Source organism: Bacillus sonorensis NBRC 101234 = KCTC 13918 (assembly GCF_001592005.1).
Taxonomy (GTDB): Bacteria; Bacillota; Bacilli; order Bacillales; family Bacillaceae; genus Bacillus; species Bacillus sonorensis.
The window spans coordinates 58,101-77,511 of the sequence record NZ_BCVZ01000016.1; the positions used below are offsets into that span (position 1 = coordinate 58,101).

Here is a 19,411-nt window from a genome sequence, read left to right on the forward strand (position 1 = left end):
GCTCCGCTTTTTTGATGGGTTCGCCCGCGGTCATTCATGAAACCTTCCCATCACAATTGTATTGTAGAATTTGCCGTCAGAAAGGATTTTGTCTTTTTTTAATATGCCTTCTATCTCAAAGCCGTGTTTTTGATAGAGATTGATGGCTTTCTCATTTGTTTCCAAAACAAGGAGAGTCATTTTTTTGATGCCGCTGCTGTCAGCCCAAAAAATAGATTCCTTTAGTAGATTTGTCCCGATTCCGTACCCCCAGAAGTCTTTTAAGACGCATACTCCGAATTCTGTTCTGTGAGAAAATCTGTTCAAATCTGTGCCTTCGCACCTTGAAAAGCCGATGATCCGCTCCTCTGCTTCAGCTACTAAAAATAAATTCCTGCTTTTTTCCGCATCCGCTTGTATGATTTGTTCAAAACGCGCAGCATCTATGAATGCTTCTCCTTTTTCCCTGTCTAAATATTCCGTTTCTCCGTCAATCTGTACTCTTAACTCTGATAATTGCGGTGCATCATTTTTGACGGCTGACCTATCGTATAGCGCACTCCTTTTACGTCAAAATCCCGTTTATTGATGATCATGACAGACTCCAATCAATTATTTTTGCTTCATCCAGCTTATTCTATCATATTCGACTTGCAAGGATTGAAAGTAGAGTGAATTTTCTTTATCATTTAACATGACGGCTGAAAGCGTTTTATACATAAAAAGAAGGTGCATCATGGAATTTCTACTCGTTTTGCTCCCTGTTTTCGGAGTATTTGCCATCGGATTTGTCGGGCAGAAGCTGCTTGGCTTTGATATCCAAAACTTATCTACCATGTCTCTTTATTTAATGTCTCCATTTTTGGCGTTTGACACGTTTTATGAAAACAAGCTGACCATGGATTATTTGTATATGTCCGTTTTTGCACTTGGTCTTTGCACAGCTTTGATTCTATTGGTCTATCTCATTTCCCGCATTCACGGGTATTCCAATCAGGAACGCTGCGCACTGATTTTGTCTTCGGCTTTCATGAATAACGGGAATTACGGGACGCCTGTCGTTTTGCTTGTCTACGGAACGGCGGGTCTGGATACTGCCGTGGTGCTGATGGTGATCCAACAGCTCGTCATGAGCACGATCGGTATCTATTATGCGGCAAAAGGAAGCCCTGAAGCAGACGGCTTTAAAACGGTGATGAGCAGGGTGACGCGAATGCCCGTTGCTTACGGGGCGCTGCTCGGGATCGCATTTCAATTAAGTCATATTTCGATTCCCGAACAGTTCATGACGGCAATTAAATTGGTAGGGGATGCTGCGATTCCGACGATCATGATTATTCTCGGTATGCAGCTTGCCGCGATTTCATTTAAACATTTTGAATATCGAAAAATCTCTTATTCGCTCTTGCTCAAGCTGTTTATATCCCCCCTGATTGCATTGGGATTTGCGCTTATTCTGCCTGTTGACAATTTGGTCAAGCAGATCATGATTTTGTCGGCGGCGATGCCGACCGCCGCAAATACGACGCTGATGGCTGTTCAGTTTGAAACAAAGCCTGAAATCGTATCAAGCGCCACCTTTATCAGCACAATGCTCAGCATGGCGACACTGCCGGTTGTGCTGTGGCTGCTTTCAATATGGGGCTGACCTGAATGTGTCACCAGGCGGCCTTTTTCCTTTGGAAAAACAAAAGAAGGAGCTGCATTTCCTCAGAAGAAGTGCAATAAATATAAATGGAGATGGTGCATGTTCAGATCATGAAATGAGGTGGATAGATTGCAGGCAGAGGAACACCGATTGAACGTGAAAACAAAAGATCAGAAATACCTTTGGCACGCCATGAGCGGCATGGCGCGGGACCCGTCCCGTCTTGTTGTGGAGAAAGCCGAGGGTGCATGGATTACAGATGTTGACGGCCGCCGTTTTTTGGACGGGATGGCCGGGCTTTGGTGCGTGAATGTCGGCTACGGCAGAAAAGAACTTGCAGATGCGGCGTACGAACAATTAAGAGAGATGCCCTATGCCCCGCTTACACATGCGCATATACCGGCCATCAGGCTCGCAGAAAAGCTGAATGAGTGGCTTGGCGGAGATTATGTGATTTTCTTTGCAAACAGCGGCTCAGAGGCAAATGAGACGGCCTTTAAAATCGCCCGCCAATATCATCAGCAAAAAGGAGACCATACGCGATATAAATTCATTTCCCGTTATAGAGCCTATCACGGGAACACGATGGGAGCGCTCGGCGCAACCGGCCAGGCCCAGAGAAAGTATAAATATGAGCCTCTCGGCCACGGATTTGTCCATGTGCAGCCGCCTGATCTGTATCGCAATCCCGCTGATCAAGATACCCTTGAAAGCGCTGAGAACATTGACAAGGTCATAATGTGGGAGCTCCCGGACACGGTCGCCGCCATGATCATGGAGCCGATCATAACAGGCGGCGGCATTCTCATGCCTCCTGACGGATATATGGCGAAAGTCAAAGACATATGCGAAAAGCACGGGGCGCTATTAATCTGCGATGAAGTCATTTGCGGTTTTGGCCGTACGGGTGAGCGGTTCGGCTTTATGAACTATGGTGTAAAACCGGATATCATTACGATGGCCAAGGGCATTACGAGCGGATATCTGCCATTAGCGGCAACCGCCGTCAAACGGGAGATTTATGAAGCATATGCAGGCGACGATCCGTATGACCGTTTCCGTCATGTCAATACATTTGGAGGAAACCCGGCCGCTTGTGCGCTCGCAATCAAAAACCTCGGCATCATGGAAGATGAGCGATTGATCGACCGGTCCCGCATGCTTGGGAACAAACTGCTCGATGAATTAAAGGAGGCTGAAGAGCATTCGAAAGTCGGGAACATCCGGGGGAAGGGGCTTCTGATAGGGATCGAACTGGTGAAAGACAAACAAACGAAACAACCAGCCGATATGGCGGACGTCAACAAAGTGATTCTGGCGTGCAGACAGAAAGGCTTGATTGTCAGTAAAAATGCGGACACTGCGGCAGGGTATAACAACGTCATCCAGCTTGCGCCGCCTCTCAGTCTGACAGAAGAAGACCTTTCATTCATCATAAAAGCGCTGAAAGAAAGCCTCTGCTGTTTGCAGTAAAGGAAGCGGATGCGGCGGCTCGGCCGCCGGCATCTCAACCATTTAAACGTCGATCAACAACGCGATTTTTCCGAACTGTTCTCCATTCATCATGCGGTGAAAGGCTTCGGCCGCATCTGCTAAAGGGAATACCTTGTCAACGATCGGCTGAAGCGAGTGGCGTTCCATAAACTGAATCATATCCTTGAACTCCTCAAGGCTGCCCATTGATGTGCCGATGATGCTGATTTGCGGGAAAAATAGCGCGCGGAGCGGAAGTTCGATGCTGTCTCCTGAGCTTGCTCCAAAATTGACGATTCGTCCGTTCGGCTCCAAAATATCAAAGTACTTTGGGAATGTTGCCGGTCCGATGCTGTCCAGGACGAAATCGACTTTTTCCCCTTTGAGGATTTCGTTCCAATCGCCGCTGCTGTCAATCGCGCGATCGGCGCCAAGGCGAAGCGCTTCAGCTCTTTTTTCTTCGCTTCGCGATGAAACGGTGACCTCTGCGCCCGCCGCCTTTGCCATGAGCAGGGCAAATGTTGCCACACCGCTGCCGATGCCTGGTATGAATATGTGCTCACCTTTTTTCAGCCTGCCTTTTGTAAACAGGGCCCTGAAGGCGGTCAGCGCTGATAAAGGCAGGACTCCTGCTTGTTCCCACGTAAGGTAGGCCGGTTTTGGAAGGGCGTTTTTCGCAGAGACCACCACATATTCTGCAAAGGTTCCGTCACTAGGCCCGCCAAGAATTTCGGGTACTTTGGGGACGGAATCCGTGTGTTCCCAGTCAGTGCTTGGATTAATGATGACCTCTGTACCGGCGGCGAGATCTGTGACTCCCTCGCCGATTTCTTCGACAATGCCCGCCCCGTCAGATCCGGGAATAAATGGCGTGTCGCCTTCTTTTCGCGAGCGGAAAAGAAACAGGTCGCGGTGATTTAATCCCGCCGCTTTCAGTTTTATTTTGACTTCCCCGTATCCGGGCGTTTTATCGGCTGCATCTTTCATCTTTAGTCCTGCAAGGCCGTTCGTTCCGTCATGAATGATGGCTTTCACGATCATTCCCCTTTCGTGTGGTTTACGCAAAATTATGACTTGGCAAAGAATGAATGTAAAATGATGTGCTTTGGGAACGATGAAAAAAAACAGACATACGAACAAGGGATTGCAATACGGCGAAAATTCCTTTAGTGTAATACAGGATGCTGTCATAGCAGGAAGTTAAACGAAGGAGATGGAACATGAGTTTTCACGATCAAAAAATTTTACCAGCCATTCGAAATATGAAGCAATTCGATATGTTTCTGGACAGTCCTTTTTTATACGGCGTCCTTCTCGACATTCATCTCGGACGGCTGGGAGGCGTAATCAGTGCGGCAAGGGCCCGCGGCAAAAAAATGTTTGTTCATGTTGATTTGATTCAAGGAATTAAGCATGACGAATACGGCGCGGAATTTATATGCCAGGACATGAAGCCGGCCGGGATTTTGTCCACGAGATCAAGTGTGATCGCCAAAGCGAAGCAAAAGAAAGTATACGCCATTCAGCGCATGTTTTTAATTGATACGAGCGCCATGGAAAAAAGCATTGAGCTTGTAAAAAAACACAGACCTGATTTTATTGAAGTGCTTCCTGGTGTAGTGCCGGATTTGATCAGGGAAGTGAAAGAAAAAACAGGCATTCCTATATTTGCAGGGGGATTCATCCGTTCTGAGAAGGATGTCGAAGGTGCTTTAGAGGCGGGCGCCTCCGCAGTGACAACCTCTGATACCGAGCTGTGGAAAAAGTATTGGGAATAAAAATAAATTGTGAAAAAATATTGACAACGCTTACACAATACGATACGATCGTACCAAGTTGATACATTGTGACGGAGACCCGGAGACCACAGCAGTTCTTTACAATTCTGATGTAAAGAAGATTTGCTGTGTTTTTTTATGGTTCTTTTGACACAGTGAACATCTCTAACATTCATATAAACAGATTTTAGGAGGGATAGCCTTGACAGCATTTTGGGGGGAAGTTATCGGCACAATGCTGCTTATCGTATTTGGCGCAGGAGTTTGCGCAGGGGTAAATTTGAAAAAATCGCTTTCCCATCAATCAGGGTGGATCGTTATCGCATTTGGCTGGGGGCTTGGCGTAGCCATGGCCGTATATGCCGTCGGCAATATCAGCGGAGCTCATTTAAATCCCGCTGTCACATTGGGACTGGCGTTTGTCGGCGATTTCCCTTGGGAGCAAGTGCCTTCTTATATTTTCGGACAAATGCTCGGCGCATTTTTGGGAGCCGCTCTCATTTTTCTTCATTATTTGCCGCACTGGAAGGAAACAGAAGACCAAGGAGCAAAGCTTGGTGTGTTTTCGACCGGGCCGGCCATTCCAAATACTTTTGCCAACCTGTTCAGTGAAACTTTGGGAACGTTCATTCTTGTGCTCGGCCTTTTGGCGATCGGCGCAAACAAATTCACAGATGGCTTGAATCCGCTTGTCGTCGGTTTTCTGATCGTGGCAATCGGTCTGTCGCTAGGAGGAACGACCGGTTATGCGATTAACCCGGCGCGTGATTTAGGCCCGAGAATCGCCCACTTTGTTCTTCCGATTGCGGGAAAAGGAAGTTCTAACTGGGGGTATGCGTGGATTCCCGTCTTGGGTCCGGCTCTCGGGGGATCATTTGCCGGCGTTTTTTACAATGCCGCATTTAAAGGGCACATCACAAACGCCTTTTGGATTGTAAGCGCTACAGTAGCTGTGGTATTGTTAGGTTTCTATATTCATATGAAAAAGCAGACGGTGGAAAAATCAGTAAACTTGTAACCCGATCCATCGTGGGGAGACAATAAAGGGGGAGCTAAAATGGAAAAATATATTTTATCTCTTGATCAAGGAACGACAAGTACAAGAGCCATTATTTTCAATAATGAAGGAAAAATTGTGCATACCGCACAAAAAGAATTTCATCAATATTTCCCGAACCCGGGCTGGGTTGAACACAATGCGAATGAAATCTGGGGGTCTGTTTTGGCCGTCATTGCTTCGGCACTTTCTGAATCAGGCATTCAAGCCGGGCAAATCGCCGGCATCGGCATCACCAACCAGCGGGAAACAACGGTTGTCTGGGATAAGCATACAGGCAAGCCCGTTTACAATGCGATCGTCTGGCAGTCCCGCCAGTCGGCCGGAATATGCGAAGAATTGCGGCAAAAAGGATATGAAGATAAAATCAGGGAAAAAACCGGACTTTTGATTGATCCTTATTTTTCAGGCACAAAGGTCAAATGGATATTGGATCATGTCGATGGCGCAAGGGAAAAAGCGGAAAATGGCGATCTGCTATTTGGAACGATTGATTCATGGCTGATCTGGAAAATGTCCGGCGGCAAAGCTCATGTGACAGACTACTCAAACGCCTCTAGAACATTGATGTTTAATATTTATGATTTGAAGTGGGATGAAGAGCTGCTCGACATTCTGGGCGTTCCGAAATCAATGCTTCCGGAAGTCAAACCGTCTTCCCACGTGTACGGCGAAACGGTCGACTACCATTTCTTCGGAAAGAATATTCCGATTGCCGGAGCCGCGGGCGATCAGCAATCCGCATTGTTCGGCCAGGCCTGTTTTGAAGAAGGCATGGTCAAAAACACGTATGGCACCGGCTGCTTTATGCTGATGAACACCGGAGAAAAAGCGATTAAATCGGAGCACGGTCTGTTGACGACGATCGCCTGGGGAATTGACGGCAAGGTTGAATACGCGCTTGAAGGAAGCGTGTTTGTCGCAGGTTCCGCCATCCAGTGGCTTCGCGATGGGCTGAGAATGTTTAAAGATGCAAAAGAAAGTGAAACATATGCTGTAAAAGCAGAATCTGCTGATGGTGTATATGTGGTTCCGGCATTTGTCGGCTTAGGAACGCCATATTGGGACAGCGATGTCCGCGGCGCGGTCTTCGGTTTGACACGGGGTACGACAAAAGAACACTTTATCAGAGCGACGCTCGAGTCTCTTGCATATCAGACGAAAGACGTGCTCGACGCCATGATGGAAGACTCCGGTATCTCGGTCAAAACGCTGCGTGTCGACGGCGGCGCGGTCAAGAACAACTTTTTGATGAAATTTCAGGGAGATATTCTTGATGTCCCGGTTGAGCGGCCGGAAATCAATGAAACGACCGCTCTTGGTGCAGCCTACTTAGCCGGTCTTGCCGTCGGCTTCTGGAATGACCGGTCAGAGATTAAAGACCAGTGGAAGCTGGAAAAACGCTTTGAACCGGAAATGGAAGAAAAAGTACGCGAAGACCTTTACAGCGGATGGCAAAAAGCGGTAAAAGCAGCTAGAGCTTTCAAATAATCCGCAAGTATGTTATAATGTGATCAAGTTAATAGTAACGGTTGGAGAAGAGGAGAGACCACAGGCACCAAAGCAGTTGTATTGCTTTGGTTGTTTGTGGTCTCTTTTTCTATTATTTGCCGTGACAACAAGGGAGGACTTTTAATGGATACAGTATTTTCAAGCCGCAAGCGAGATGAGATCCTAAAGAATATGACAAAAGAGAAGTATGATGTGTTTATTATCGGCGGAGGGATTACGGGAGCCGGCACGGCGCTTGACGCCGCTTCACGCGGAATGAAAACCGCCCTTTGCGAAATGCAGGATTTTGCGGCAGGAACGTCAAGCCGCTCCACAAAGCTCGTTCACGGAGGGCTTCGCTATTTAAAACAGTTTGAAGTGAAAATGGTTGCTGAGGTCGGAAAGGAACGGGCGATTGTTTATGAAAATGGTCCGCACGTGACAACGCCTGAATGGATGCTTCTGCCGATGCACAAAGGAGGAACCTTCGGCAAATTCACGACGTCAATCGGCCTCAGGGTATACGACTTTTTGGCGGGCGTCAAAAAGGCCGAGCGGAGAACCATGCTGAATGCAAGAGAAACGCTTGAAAAAGAGCCGCTCGTGAAAAAGGACGGCCTGAAAGGCGGAGGCTATTATGTCGAATATCGGACAGACGATGCCAGATTGACAATCGAAGTGCTGAAAGAAGCGGTTAAATTAGGTGCTGAAGCGGTCAACTATGCAAAAGTGAACGATTTTATTTATGAAAACGGAAAGGTTGCAGGCGTCGTGATTGAAGACGTCTTTACGAAAAAAACGTACCGTGTCTATGCGAAAAAAATCGTCAATGCGACAGGGCCGTGGGTCGACCGTCTGAGAGAAAAAGACCACTCAAAAGAAGGCAAACACCTTCAGCATACAAAAGGCGTCCATCTTGTATTTGACCAGTCGGTCTTCCCGCTAAAACAGGCGGTATATTTCGATACGCCGGACGGCCGCATGGTGTTTGCCATTCCGCGTGACGGCAAAGCCTATGTCGGGACAACGGACACCGTCTACAACAAAGCCCTTGAACATCCGAGAATGACAACCGAAGACAGGGATTACGTCATCAATGCGATCAACTATATGTTCCCTGATCTGAACATTACCGCCAATGACGTGGAATCAAGCTGGGCGGGGCTCAGACCTCTGATCCACGAAGAAGGAAAAGATCCGTCAGAGATTTCCCGAAAGGATGAAATCTGGACATCTGATTCCGGCTTGATCACGATTGCCGGCGGCAAACTGACAGGCTACAGAAAAATGGCTGAACATATCGTCGACCTTGTCAGAGACCGTTTAAAAGAAGAAGGTGACAGGGATTTCGGACCTTGCAAAACAAAAACAATGCCGATATCCGGAGGGCACATCGGCGGTTCTCAAAACCTCGAGTCCTTTATCGAAGAAAAGGCGTCAGAAGGAGCGGCGGCGGGCTTAGCCGGACAAACGGCCAGACAGCTTGCAGCCAGATACGGCTCTAATACAGACCGGCTGTTTGAACGGGTTCAAAAGCTGAAGGATGAAGCTGTAAAACGCCGCATTCCTGCTCATGTATTAGCGGAAATGGACTACAGCATCGACGAAGAGATGGCAGCCGTTCCGGCAGACTTCTTCGTTCGGAGAACAGGCTCATTATTCTTTGACATCAATTGGGCCCGCACGTATAAAGAAGGACTTACAGACTATATGAGCGAAAAGCTGAACTGGGACGCGGAAACAAAGGAAAAGCACGTGAAAACATTGGATCAGCTCCTCCATGACGCGGTCGTTCCGCTGGAAAGCAAATAACATGCCAAGTACAAATGGCGTGCCGGAATATTCGGCAAACATCGATCAACATATCTAAAATGGCGCTGCCTTCACAAGAGGCAGCCTCATTTTTTAAGAAGCGCCAACTAATTTTGGACAAAGCAGACGTTTATCGATAATATAAAAAAAGAACGGCTGCTACATAAGCTAGAATATTGGGAGGTCTGACATGAGCTGGAAAACAAGCTATGAACGCTGGAAGAACACTGAAAATTTAGATCCTGAATTAAAATCCCTCCTCCTCAAGGCGGAAGGAAACGAAAAAGAATTAGAGGATTGCTTTTATAAAAAACTTGAATTTGGAACAGCGGGAATGCGCGGGGAAATCGGGCCCGGTCCAAACCGAATGAACGTCTACACGGTACGCAAAGCATCAGCCGGCCTTGCAGCATATATCGCCGCAAACGGTGAAGAAGCCAAGAAACGGGGAGTTGTCATTGCCTATGATTCCCGCCACAAATCGCCCGAATTTGCGATGGAAGCGGCTAAAACGCTTGCGGCAAACGGGGTTCAAACATATTTGTTTGATGAGCTTCGCCCGACTCCGGAGCTTTCATTTGCGGTAAGACATCTTCATGCATATGCGGGCATCGTGATCACGGCAAGCCACAATCCTCCTGAATACAACGGCTATAAAGTCTACGGAGATGATGGAGCACAGCTGCCTCCTGCGGCTGCGGACAAGCTTATTGACCAAGTCAATGCGATTGAAAATGAATTGGAGATTCCGGCCGGGGATGAGAACGCTTTAAAAGAAAAAGGGCTCATCAACATCATTGGCGAGGATATCGATCAGGTGTATCTTGACAAGCTGACATCGATTTCCGTCAATCCTGGTCTTGCTAAGGAAACGGATGTAAAGGTCATTTTTACGCCGCTTCACGGAACGGCCAACAAATCGGTCAGACGGGGACTAAAAGCCCTCGGCTATGAACATGTGACCGTCGTTCCCGAACAGGAGCTGCCGGATCCCGACTTCTCAACGGTCACTTCCCCGAATCCGGAGGAGCACGCCGCTTTTGAATATGCGATCAAATTGGGAGAAAAAGAGGAAGCAGATATTTTGATCGGAACAGATCCTGATGCAGACCGGCTCGGTGTCGCCGTCAAAGACCATGAGGGCCGCTATGTTGTCCTGACAGGAAACCAGACGGGAGCGCTCCTGCTTCATTATTTGCTTTCTCAAAAACAGCAAAAAGGAATCCTGCCTGAGAACGGAGTCGTTTTAAAAACGATTGTGACAAGCGAAATGGGCCGCGACATCGCCGCTTCATTCGGACTTGATACAGTTGACACGCTGACAGGATTTAAATTCATCGGGGAAAAAATTAAACAATACGAAGCATCCGGCGAATATTCCTTCCAATTCGGCTATGAAGAAAGCTACGGCTATTTAATCGGCGATTTTGCGCGGGATAAGGATGCCGTTCAGGCCGCCCTTCTTGCCGTTGAAGTATGCGCTTTTTATAAAAAAGAGGGCAAATCCCTTTACGATGGATTGCTGGAGCTGTTTGAAACATTCGGCTATTACCGCGAAGGGTTGAAATCTCTTACCTTAAAAGGCAAGGAGGGAGCCGAACAAATCGCAGCGATTCTGAGCACATTCAGACAACAGCCGCCGCTTGCAATCGCCGGCAAAGGCGTCGTGTCCGCCGAAGATTACCTTGTCGGCAAACGGATACTGCTCAAGGAAAACAGAGAAGAAACGATCGACCTGCCAAAATCGAACGTGCTCAAATATTTCCTAGAAGACGGCTCATGGTTCTGCCTTCGCCCATCCGGTACAGAGCCTAAAGTGAAGTTTTACTTTGCAGTCAAGGGAGAAACTCGCGAAGAAAGCGAAACGCGCCTGAACAGCCTGACAGATGAAGTAATGAAAAAGATCGATTCGATCGTTAAAGCAAATTCATAAAATCGGAAAGACCGCCGCCTCGAGCAGGCGGCTTTTTTTTACCTTTTAGTTGATTCATGAACACATATGATGTAATATATATATAACATTAAGCAATATATAAATTGCATTTCGGACTTGGAAAGGAGTCTGCCGTCATGAAGCTGTTTAAAAGCGGAGATGAATATGTCGACAAAAAGAGGAATCAATTCTGTTATGAAGCAGGCATAATAACCGCCGCTTTATTGTTCCTCGATGTTCTCATCAGAGGCGTCATATTGGACAGAGAACCGTCAGAATACGCGGTTAGCGGGGGCGTTTTTGCATTGTATGTGTGCTTGATCCTGTTCCGCTATCTGATGTCGGGGCTGGAATATCCGGACGTCTTCACCAAACAGACCTACTCAAAAAAAAGAAGAGAAATCTTCGCAAGAAGCATGGCTTCAGGTGCCATTTTTCTTGTTTTAGCGGCGGTGTTTACAGGTATTCCGCGCGAAGCGGAGGGATGGCTCGATCTTGTCGTCATGTGTTTTTTGTTTGTTTTATTCTACTTTCTGATGAATGCTGCCTCTTTATACATGTCTTTTAAGAAAAACAAAGATCTTTTAGATAAATGACTGATCCAAAGTCAAAAGCGTTATAAACAAAAGCAGGTGGAGTAAATGGTTAACCGAGTCAAACTGGCCCGAATCGAAAAGTCATTGACACAAGCCCAGCTTGCCGAGCGGGTTGATGTGACGAGGCAGACAATCGGGCTGATTGAAAAAGGCAAATATAATCCGACATTACAGCTATGCGTCGCCATCGCAAAAGCGCTGGATAAAACATTGGATGATTTATTTTGGGAGGATGATCAAGCATGATGAAATGGTTTGCATCAGCAGATGAATACATTGAAAAAAGAATGACTCAATTTTTCAGTGAAGCCGGCATATTAATCGCAGTTTTGCTTTTGATGGACGTCGTCATCAGAGGCGCCGTTTTGCGCAGGGATTTATCAGAGTATATCGTCAGCGCAGCCGTATTGGGGATTTATATCGTCTATGTTCTTTTCCGCTATCTCTTGTCAGGCATGGAGTACACAGACATCGATAATGACGGAACATACCGCAAAAAAAGAAAACAGGTGTTGTATGGCAGTATCGTCTGGGCCGCGGTCGTTCTGTTTGCCGGCATCATTTTCACCGGCCTTCCGAGCGGCGCACGGGAATGGGGAAGCCTGATTCTGTTTGGTTTGCTCGTCGTGTTATTCTGCTATTTGATCAGTTTGGTCTCTTTAAACAAGTCCTTCAAGAGAAATAAAGACCTTTTAGACGATTGATCTACGGCCAAAGGATTAGAAAAATTCAGCCGCATGCAGTCTATGGTTCCCCTTCTTATGGGAGAGCCGCTTTTCACAAAACGTGTGTATAATGAAGAAAAGTGAAATGGGCTGCGCAAATTGGCATGAAAGGCGGATGGATCTTTGAGGGAAGATACCCGTTTTGAAAAATTGAAAACACTGAAAGAAATCGCGGAAACATTGAATGAAGGAAATGATCTAAAAGGAACGCTTGATGCCGTTTTGAAAAAGCTGCTCCATTTAACAGGCCTTAAAACGGCATGGATTTTTCTGATCGATGAAAAGGGCGGATTTGAGATGACGGCCTCTGCGTCATTGCCTGAAGCCCTTCTTTATGACCGGAAGAGGTTAATGTGCGAGGGCGACTGCTACTGCCTTTATCAATACAGGGACGGGAGATTGGACAGAGCGGCAAATATGATTCACTGCAAGCGGATTGATACGGCCATTGAAATGAAGACGGGGGATCCCGAAGGCATCACCCAGCATGCAACAGTGCCGCTCAGGGACCAAAACAAGCGGTTTGGTTTGCTGAATGTGGCCGCTCCCGGCAAGCTCGATTTTGATAAAGAAGAGCTCGCTCTTCTGGAAGCCGTTGCCCTTCAGATCGGCACGGCGATCAAACGGATGAGGCTCGCTGAAAATGAGCAAAGAAACGCGCTTCTCACAGAAAGAAACAGGCTCGCCCAGGACCTTCATGATTCTGTCAATCAGATGCTGTTTTCCGTCAGCCTCACCGCAAAAGCGGCCGGCGAGATGACGGCTGATTCAGAGGTTCGCGAAATGCTGGAATTTATCCAAAACCTCTCACATGAAGCGCTTCATGAGATGAGAGCGTTAATCTGGCAGCTCAGGCCGCAGGGCCTTGAAGAAGGAGTGGCGGCCGCTATTGAAAAATACGCCGATGTCATCGGACTCAATATCAAGCTGACGCTTAGCGGCGTGCTGCGCCTTTCGCAGGCAGAGGAAGAATTAATGTGGCGCTTGAGCCAGGAAGCCCTCGCCAATTGCAAAAAGCATGCCGAAGCCGAGCTGACGCATGTGAGAATCAGCCTGTCTTCTTCAGCGATCATGCTGGAAATCGAGGATGATGGAAAAGGATTTAAATATGATCCCGCTTCAAATATCCCGACGCTCGGATTAAAGGGAATGAAAGAGCGGACAGAGCAGGCGGGCGGTTCTTTTGAGATCCGGTCGGAAATTGGCAAAGGAACGACAGTAAGGATTGTTCTGCCCTACAATGGGAAGGGGGAAGCAGAATGGAAAAAGTGAAAATCATCATTGCCGATGATCATCATATTGTCAGAAAAGGGCTGCTGTTCTTTTTTAAAACAAAAAGCGATCTGGCTGTCATCGGGGAAGCATCGACGGGAAAAGAGGTGCTCGACCTCTTAAGAGACAAGCCGGCTGACATCGTTTTAATGGATCTTTCCATGCCTGAGATGGACGGCATTGAAGCTACAAAACAAATCAAAAAATGGTATCCTTCTGTCAAAGTGGTTGCCTTGACGAGCTATGCCGATCAATCTCATGTCATTCCCGCCATCCAGGCCGGTGCTGAAGCATATCAGCTGAAAGATACCGAGCCGGATGAGCTCGTTGAGACGATCCGGGCCGTTCACGCCGGCCGCCACACATTGGACCCGAAGATCATGTCCCACGTGTTTCAGCATATGGCCCAGGCCAATGAAAAAGAGAAAATACATCAATTGACAAATAGAGAAAAAGATGTTTTATTTGAAATTGCAAAAGGAAAAAGCAATAAAGAAATTGGCGCAGCATTGTTTATTACCGAAAAAACGGTTAAAACGCACGTATCCAATCTGCTGTCAAAGCTCGGCCTGTCAGATCGGACACAGGCTGCACTTTTTGTCGTAAAACATAACATAGACCCAAATCAAGGGGGATGAGGACATGAACATCACCGTGATCAGCGGAACAGCAAGAAAACAAGGAAGAACGAGAGTGGCCGCATCGTATATCGCCAATACATATCACGCCGGCCTGATCGATTTAAGCGAATTCAGCCTGCCGATCTTCAACGGGGAGGAAGAGCAGTTTTCACTGGAGAATGTCCAAACGTTAAGGACATCTGTCAAAGAAGCCGACGCTGTCGTTTTATTATCTCCTGAATATCACAGCGGCATGAGCGGAGCTTTGAAAAATGCCATTGATTTTTTAAGCAGTGAGCAATTCGCAAACAAGCCGGTGGCGCTTTTTGCCTGCGCGGGAGGCGGAAAAGGCGGAATGAACGCTTTAGCCAATATGCGCATTGTCGCACGTGGAGTGTATGCGAACGTGATTGCCAAGCAGCTTGTGCTTGACCCGATTCACATCGATGACGAAAACCATACGGTCACCGAAGGGGCAAAAGCGAAAATCAAAGATGTAATGGAAGACCTGCTGACTTATGCGGAATATCAAAAAGCCTGACGCTTATCATGCGTCAGGCTTTTTTTAGGTGAAAACGAGCACGCCGTTTTCTTGGCCATGTGCGGAAAATGAGGCGTGATCAATATACTGAAGCAGGTCGTAAAGCCTTTTTTCAACAATCAAATCGTCTTTTTCAAAATTATAGGCATGCAAGAAGTGTTCAATCCGCTTTGACAAAAGATCATCTTCTGTGCGCACCATGAGAATGAGCAGGTTATCCCATTGTGACCGGTGTGTATAATACAATGCTTTATCATAATCAGCGTAATTCAATTCGCCACTCTCCCTTCTTTCTTTAGGAGTCTTGATTATTTTATGTGCGAGGCTGTTTTTTTCTCTGGGCAAAAGTTGGTCTGCCTGATAACACCGCCTAGAAATATGAGGATTGCATAACGAAAAAAACGGAACATCATCCGCATGATGCTCCGTTTTCTGGTCATGATAAACATATGTACAATGACAATTTGGAGAGAAAAACAATGAAGAAATGTTCTTATCCGCTTTTTTTCAGCCTCATCGTGCTCACTTCGTTAATGGGACACAGCCACCCTGCAGAAGGGGGGCGCCATTCTGTCGACAGATGGGAAAGGATCGCCTGGAGCGCGCTGGAGGAGAAGTATCAGGATGCCCAGCTAAAGGATTATGAATATATAGGGCGTACCCGAGTCAATGATGAACAAATAAAAGACGTATTCAGAGTCACCGTCAATCAGGATGGCAAAACGTTCCCGGTTCATGCGGAAGTTTATTTCCATCCCGTTACCAATATAATTATCAGCGTTCATATTTTTCCTTTATAAGAACATAAAAAAAACGAAGGAATGTTTTCCTTCGTTAACTCAATAATTTTCGTATATTGTCCTGATTAAAGATTACATCCTGAAGAGTATATTGGTCCAACACGGATAAATATGCGGACAGTGCTTTATTTAATACATGTTTTAAGCCGCAGTTGGGGGATAGAATGCAGTTGTTTTTTTCTTTGTTAAAGCACTCAACAAGGTTAAAATCATCTTCTGTTTTTCTGATGACTTCACCGATATTGATCTGTTCAGGCGCTTTTCCGAGACGGATTCCGCCGTTGCGTCCCCGGATTGTTTCAACATAGCCAAGCTTGCCAAGCTCATAGATCACCTTCATCAGGTGGTTTTTGGAAATGGAATACGTGTCGGCGATGTCTTTTATATTGACAAGCTCGTTTGAGTTTTTGGTTGCTAGAAAAATCAGTACTCGCAATGAGTAATCCGTATAATTTGTTAATTTCATCGCACTAACCTCAAATCAAACAAGTTTCCATTATCTTATCACATTTGCCTCGGTTTATGATGGGATTTAGTCAATTTGTTACAAAATTATAAAACATTCATCTTTAATATTGCTTTCATCCTAATTGATGTCTAAGATAAAGATGTATTCAAAATACATCTTTAATTAAGAATAACATTGATATTGCTTAAAAATGAATGCTTTGCGCCTTTAAAGATGTATTTAAAATACATTTTTAAAGTGATCTGGAGAGGAGCAAACACTATGCTATCTGAAAAAACGATGCAAATTGTGAAATCAACCGCGCCTGTATTAAAGGAAAGAGGAACTGAGATCACCAGTTGTTTTTATGAGCGGATGTTTAAGGCACATCCAGAATTAAAGAACATATTTAACATGTCCCGCCAGCAAACGGGAGGACAGCCAAAAGCGCTGGCATATACGGTTTTGCAGGCTGCCGAAAATATTGACCGGCTTGAGGCTCTGCTTCCTGTCGTCAAACAAATCGGACATAAGCATAAAAGCCTGCAAGTCAAACCGGAGCATTATCCAATTGTCGGCAAACATTTATTAGAAGCAATCGAAGCCGTGCTTGGGGAAGCGGCGACACCGGATATTCTACAAGCTTGGGCAGAGGCTTATGAAGAGATTGCACGGGTCTTTATTGACATTGAAAAACAAATGTATGAAGAAGCTAAAAAAGAAGGAGCCTGGGAAGACTTTAAACCGTTTGTCGTTCTGGAGAAGCGCCGGGAATCGGAAACGATCACTTCGTTTTATCTAAAACCGGCCGACGGATCGGATTTGCCTGAATTCACTCCTGGCCAGTATGTATCCGTCCGCATCAAAATTCCGGGAGAGCAGTACTTTTTAACCCGCCAGTACAGCCTGTCAGATGCGTGGAACAAGGATTATTACCGGATTTCCGTCAAGCTTGAAGCCGAAGAAGGACAGCCGAAAGGAAAAGTATCAAGCTATCTGCACGAAGAAATCGAAGCGGGCAGCTCTCTTGAAGTAAGCGCACCCGCCGGAGACTTCTCCCTTTCCGGACAGACAGACAAGCCGGTTTATTTCATCAGCGCCGGATCAGGGATCACCCCGGTCATGAGCATGGCAAAAACATTGGCCGCACAGGAAAGCGGCCGCGAGATCACATTTGTTCATGCCGCAAAATCTGAAAAACACCAAGCGTTCAAAGAAGAAGCCGAAAAACTTGTCAGCGGAAATCCAAACAACAGACTGCTGTTTATCTACAGCCAGGCTTCTGAAGCGCCGGCAGAACATGCCGTAAAAGGCCGTTTGAATGAGGACCTTCTCAAAACGATTGTGAAAGATCAAGACGGCGAATTTTATGTGTGCGGACCGCTTTCATTCATGAAAAGCGTCATCGAAGGATTGCAAAAGCTTGGCGTTCCAACGGAAAACATCCGTTATGAAAGCTTTGCTTCATCTCTTGAAATGCAAATTGCAAATTAAAACAAAAGGCAGCTGTCAAATTGACGGCTGCCTTAAAACATATTCCGCACATTTCATCTTTTGAAGACCCGGCTCATACAATAAGAATGAAGTCCAATCAGGGGGGATTCAGACATTGAGCGTGCGGGAGCAAAAAGAACTGGAGCGGGCGATTGAGGAAATTACGGAAATCGCGAAAGGATTCGGCCTTGATTTTTATCCGATGAGATACGAAATTTGCCCGGCTGAAATCATCTATACATTCGGTGCGTACGGCATGCCGACCAGATACAGTCATTGGAGCTTCGGCAAGCAATTTCACAAAATGAAGCTTCACTATGATTTTGGGTTAAGCAAAATATACGAGCTTGTGATTAATTCAGATCCCTGCTACGCTTTTTTGCTTGACAGCAATTCGCTGGTTCAAAATAAACTGATTGTCGCTCATGTACTTGCCCACTGCGATTTTTTCAAAAACAACTGCAGGTTTCAAAATACAAAACGGGATATGGTCGAAAGCATGGCGGCGACGGCTGAGCGGATTAAACATTACGAAACCATCCACGGCGCGCGGGAAGTCGAAGCTTTTCTCGATGCGGTTCTGGCGATTGAAGAGCACATCGATCCTTCTTTGGTGAGGCCGAAGCTGTCCTGGAGCATTGATGATGAAGAGGAAGAAGAGGAAGACAATCGTTCCACGCCGTACGATGATTTATGGGAATTGGATCAGAAGGAGCCGAAGCAGACGAAGAGAAAAGGGAAAAAGAAATTTCCGCCGAAATCTGAAAAAGACATTTTGCTGTTTATTGAAGAGCATTCACGCGAGCTTGAGCCGTGGCAGCGGGATATTTTGACAATGATGAGAGAAGAAATGCTGTATTTCTGGCCGCAGCTCGAAACAAAAATCATGAATGAAGGATGGGCGTCCTACTGGCATCAGCGGATCATGAGGGAGCTTGATTTAACATCCAGCGAGGCGGTCGAGTTCGCAAAGCTCAATGCCGGTGTTGTTCAGCCTTCCAAAACCGGCATCAACCCATATTATCTCGGACTAAAAATATTTGAAGACATTGAAGAGCGCTATAACAATCCGACGGACGAAATGAAGAGAATGGGGGTTCAGCCAAACTCGGGGAGAGAGAAAATATTTGAAGTCAGGGAAATCGAATCAGATATTTCCTTTATACGCAATTACTTGACAAAGGATCTCGTCATGCGGGAAGATCTCTATCTGTTTCAAAAACAGGGAAGGGATTATAAAATCGTCGACAAAGAATGGAAAGCGGTGCGCGATCAGCTCGTCAGCATGAGGGTAAACGGAGGCTTTCCTTATCTCACTGTTGAGGACGGGGACTACTTGAAAAATTACGAACTGTATATCAAGCATTGGTACGAAGGGATTGAGCTCGATTTAAAATACCTTGAAAAAGTCCTCCCTTATCTCCATCAGCTGTGGGGAAGGAGCGTTCACGTCGAAACCGTCCTCGAGGATAAACCCGTCATGTTTTCTTATGATGGTAAGGCCGTGCACCGCCGGTATTTATAGAGTTAATAAAAGAGGGGAGACCCCCTCTTTTATTTGTTATTCCACAAAATCTTGAAGATATTTTTCGCCTGATCCGTACTATCCAATATGCCGGTGAATGGCCCTTTTCCAGGGCCGAACGCATAGACAGGCACTTCCTCGTCTGTAAGTCGCCTGTAGTCCACCCCGTGTTTGACCGGCTTCAAAATCGTTTTTACCGCTTTTTCTACTGTACCCGCC

General features: G+C 46.4%; 19 protein-coding genes and 2 pseudogenes. 16 read left to right on the forward strand and 5 right to left on the reverse strand.

The annotated features are described in order from the left end of the window. Nucleotides 1–30 precede the first annotated feature (30 nt). Nucleotides 31–575: pseudogene (locus BTR1S_RS16045) on the reverse strand (GNAT family N-acetyltransferase). A 140-nt stretch (nt 576–715) separates the two neighbouring features. Here BTR1S_RS16045 and BTR1S_RS16050 point away from each other — a divergent pair. Together BTR1S_RS16050 and BTR1S_RS16055 are read left to right on the forward strand one after the other, a co-directional pair. Next, nucleotides 716–1,627, forward strand: a complete 912-nt coding sequence (locus BTR1S_RS16050; protein ID WP_029419075.1) for an AEC family transporter — start codon at nt 716–718, stop codon at nt 1,625–1,627. Between the two features lie 120 nt (nt 1,628–1,747). After that, nucleotides 1,748–3,100: an aspartate aminotransferase family protein gene (locus BTR1S_RS16055; RefSeq protein ID WP_411802887.1), complete on the forward strand. Its 1,353-nt coding sequence runs from the start codon at nt 1,748–1,750 to the stop codon at nt 3,098–3,100. Between the two features lie 42 nt (nt 3,101–3,142). Here BTR1S_RS16055 and BTR1S_RS16060 read toward each other — a convergent pair whose 3' ends face one another. Then, entirely contained in the window at nt 3,143–4,135 is a 993-nt protein-coding gene (locus tag BTR1S_RS16060; RefSeq protein ID WP_006636597.1) for a quinone oxidoreductase family protein, read from the reverse strand. A 185-nt stretch (nt 4,136–4,320) separates the two neighbouring features. On the opposite strand from BTR1S_RS16060, the gene BTR1S_RS16065 reads away from it, so the two are divergent. The 11 genes from BTR1S_RS16065 (at nt 4,321) to BTR1S_RS16115 (ending at nt 14,925) form a co-directional block, all read left to right on the forward strand. After that, complete coding sequence (locus tag BTR1S_RS16065; RefSeq protein ID WP_006636598.1) at nt 4,321–4,878, forward strand: glycerol-3-phosphate responsive antiterminator; 558 nt, start codon at nt 4,321–4,323, stop codon at nt 4,876–4,878. A 202-nt stretch (nt 4,879–5,080) separates the two neighbouring features. After that, complete coding sequence (locus BTR1S_RS16070; RefSeq protein WP_006636599.1) at nt 5,081–5,896, forward strand: MIP/aquaporin family protein; 816 nt, start codon at nt 5,081–5,083, stop codon at nt 5,894–5,896. Between the two features lie 39 nt (nt 5,897–5,935). Beyond that, a complete protein-coding gene (gene glpK, locus BTR1S_RS16075; RefSeq protein ID WP_006636600.1) occupies nt 5,936–7,426 on the forward strand; it encodes a glycerol kinase GlpK in 1,491 nt (496 codons plus the stop codon). Nucleotides 7,427–7,570: 144 nt separating this feature from the next. Next, the gene (gene glpD, locus BTR1S_RS16080; protein WP_006636601.1) at nt 7,571–9,238 is read left to right on the forward strand and encodes a glycerol-3-phosphate dehydrogenase; all 1,668 of its coding nucleotides are present in this window, start codon (nt 7,571–7,573) and stop codon (nt 9,236–9,238) included. 190 nt (nt 9,239–9,428) lie between these two features. Then, nucleotides 9,429–11,171, forward strand: coding sequence for a phospho-sugar mutase (locus tag BTR1S_RS16085; RefSeq protein WP_029419073.1), 1,743 nt, complete (start codon nt 9,429–9,431; stop codon nt 11,169–11,171). 137 nt (nt 11,172–11,308) lie between these two features. Beyond that, nucleotides 11,309–11,767, forward strand: coding sequence for a DUF6773 family protein (locus tag BTR1S_RS16090; RefSeq protein WP_006636603.1), 459 nt, complete (start codon nt 11,309–11,311; stop codon nt 11,765–11,767). 45 nt (nt 11,768–11,812) lie between these two features. Beyond that, nucleotides 11,813–12,013, forward strand: a complete 201-nt coding sequence (locus BTR1S_RS16095; protein WP_006636604.1) for a helix-turn-helix transcriptional regulator — start codon at nt 11,813–11,815, stop codon at nt 12,011–12,013. Beyond that, nucleotides 12,010–12,471 (forward strand): DUF6773 family protein, encoded by a 462-nt coding sequence (locus BTR1S_RS16100; RefSeq protein ID WP_061781682.1) that lies wholly within the window; start codon nt 12,010–12,012, stop codon nt 12,469–12,471. Before BTR1S_RS16095 ends, BTR1S_RS16100 begins: the two co-directional genes overlap by 4 nt. A 144-nt stretch (nt 12,472–12,615) precedes the next feature. Next, complete coding sequence (locus tag BTR1S_RS16105) at nt 12,616–13,764, forward strand: GAF domain-containing sensor histidine kinase (protein WP_029419071.1); 1,149 nt, start codon at nt 12,616–12,618, stop codon at nt 13,762–13,764. Beyond that, nucleotides 13,752–14,402: a response regulator gene (locus tag BTR1S_RS16110; RefSeq protein ID WP_006636607.1), complete on the forward strand. Its 651-nt coding sequence runs from the start codon at nt 13,752–13,754 to the stop codon at nt 14,400–14,402. The genes BTR1S_RS16105 and BTR1S_RS16110 overlap by 13 nt, the downstream gene beginning before the upstream one ends. 4 nt (nt 14,403–14,406) lie before the next feature. Next, entirely contained in the window at nt 14,407–14,925 is a 519-nt protein-coding gene (locus BTR1S_RS16115; protein WP_006636608.1) for an NADPH-dependent FMN reductase, read from the forward strand. Nucleotides 14,926–14,949: 24 nt separating this feature from the next. Here BTR1S_RS16115 and BTR1S_RS16120 read toward each other — a convergent pair whose 3' ends face one another. Then, nucleotides 14,950–15,198, reverse strand: a complete 249-nt coding sequence (locus BTR1S_RS16120) for a YhdB family protein (RefSeq protein ID WP_006636609.1) — start codon at nt 15,196–15,198, stop codon at nt 14,950–14,952. 206 nt (nt 15,199–15,404) lie between these two features. Between BTR1S_RS16120 and BTR1S_RS16125 the strand changes: the two genes are divergently transcribed. Continuing rightward, nucleotides 15,405–15,725 (forward strand): YqzG/YhdC family protein, encoded by a 321-nt coding sequence (locus BTR1S_RS16125; RefSeq protein ID WP_029419069.1) that lies wholly within the window; start codon nt 15,405–15,407, stop codon nt 15,723–15,725. 34 nt (nt 15,726–15,759) lie between these two features. Here the strand turns inward: BTR1S_RS16125 and nsrR are convergent, their stop codons facing one another. After that, nucleotides 15,760–16,191 carry a nitric oxide-sensing transcriptional repressor NsrR gene (gene nsrR / locus BTR1S_RS16130; protein WP_006636611.1) on the reverse strand — a complete coding sequence of 144 codons (432 nt, stop codon included), beginning with the start codon at nt 16,189–16,191 and terminating at the stop codon, nt 15,760–15,762. A 264-nt stretch (nt 16,192–16,455) separates the two neighbouring features. On the opposite strand from nsrR, the gene hmpA reads away from it, so the two are divergent. Continuing rightward, nucleotides 16,456–17,667 carry an NO-inducible flavohemoprotein gene (hmpA, locus tag BTR1S_RS16135; protein WP_006636612.1) on the forward strand — a complete coding sequence of 404 codons (1,212 nt, stop codon included), beginning with the start codon at nt 16,456–16,458 and terminating at the stop codon, nt 17,665–17,667. 115 nt (nt 17,668–17,782) lie between these two features. Next, complete coding sequence (locus BTR1S_RS16140) at nt 17,783–19,192, forward strand: SpoVR family protein (protein WP_029419068.1); 1,410 nt, start codon at nt 17,783–17,785, stop codon at nt 19,190–19,192. A gap of 29 nt (nt 19,193–19,221) precedes the next feature. On the opposite strand, the pseudogene BTR1S_RS16145 reads toward BTR1S_RS16140, so the two are convergent. Next, nucleotides 19,222–19,373: pseudogene (locus BTR1S_RS16145) on the reverse strand (alkaline phosphatase); the annotation flags it as partial. Nucleotides 19,374–19,411 lie beyond the last annotated feature (38 nt).

What these genes read in the sequence shown, in the direction of transcription:
- BTR1S_RS16050 (WP_029419075.1), top strand. Translation starts at nt 716, where the DNA reads ATGGAATTTCTACTCGTTTTGCTCCCTGTTTTCGGAGTATTTGCCATC.
- BTR1S_RS16065 (WP_006636598.1), top strand. Translation starts at nt 4,321, where the DNA reads ATGAGTTTTCACGATCAAAAAATTTTACCAGCCATTCGAAATATGAAG.
- glpK (WP_006636600.1), top strand. Translation starts at nt 5,936, where the DNA reads ATGGAAAAATATATTTTATCTCTTGATCAAGGAACGACAAGTACAAGA.
- glpD (WP_006636601.1), top strand. Translation starts at nt 7,571, where the DNA reads ATGGATACAGTATTTTCAAGCCGCAAGCGAGATGAGATCCTAAAGAAT.
- BTR1S_RS16085 (WP_029419073.1), top strand. Translation starts at nt 9,429, where the DNA reads ATGAGCTGGAAAACAAGCTATGAACGCTGGAAGAACACTGAAAATTTA.
- BTR1S_RS16090 (WP_006636603.1), top strand. Translation starts at nt 11,309, where the DNA reads ATGAAGCTGTTTAAAAGCGGAGATGAATATGTCGACAAAAAGAGGAAT.
- BTR1S_RS16095 (WP_006636604.1), top strand. Translation starts at nt 11,813, where the DNA reads ATGGTTAACCGAGTCAAACTGGCCCGAATCGAAAAGTCATTGACACAA.
- BTR1S_RS16100 (WP_061781682.1), top strand. Translation starts at nt 12,010, where the DNA reads ATGATGAAATGGTTTGCATCAGCAGATGAATACATTGAAAAAAGAATG.
- BTR1S_RS16110 (WP_006636607.1), top strand. Translation starts at nt 13,752, where the DNA reads ATGGAAAAAGTGAAAATCATCATTGCCGATGATCATCATATTGTCAGA.
- BTR1S_RS16115 (WP_006636608.1), top strand. Translation starts at nt 14,407, where the DNA reads ATGAACATCACCGTGATCAGCGGAACAGCAAGAAAACAAGGAAGAACG.
- BTR1S_RS16125 (WP_029419069.1), top strand. Translation starts at nt 15,405, where the DNA reads ATGAAGAAATGTTCTTATCCGCTTTTTTTCAGCCTCATCGTGCTCACT.
- nsrR (WP_006636611.1), bottom strand. Translation starts at nt 16,191, where the DNA reads ATGAAATTAACAAATTATACGGATTACTCATTGCGAGTACTGATTTTT.
- hmpA (WP_006636612.1), top strand. Translation starts at nt 16,456, where the DNA reads ATGCTATCTGAAAAAACGATGCAAATTGTGAAATCAACCGCGCCTGTA.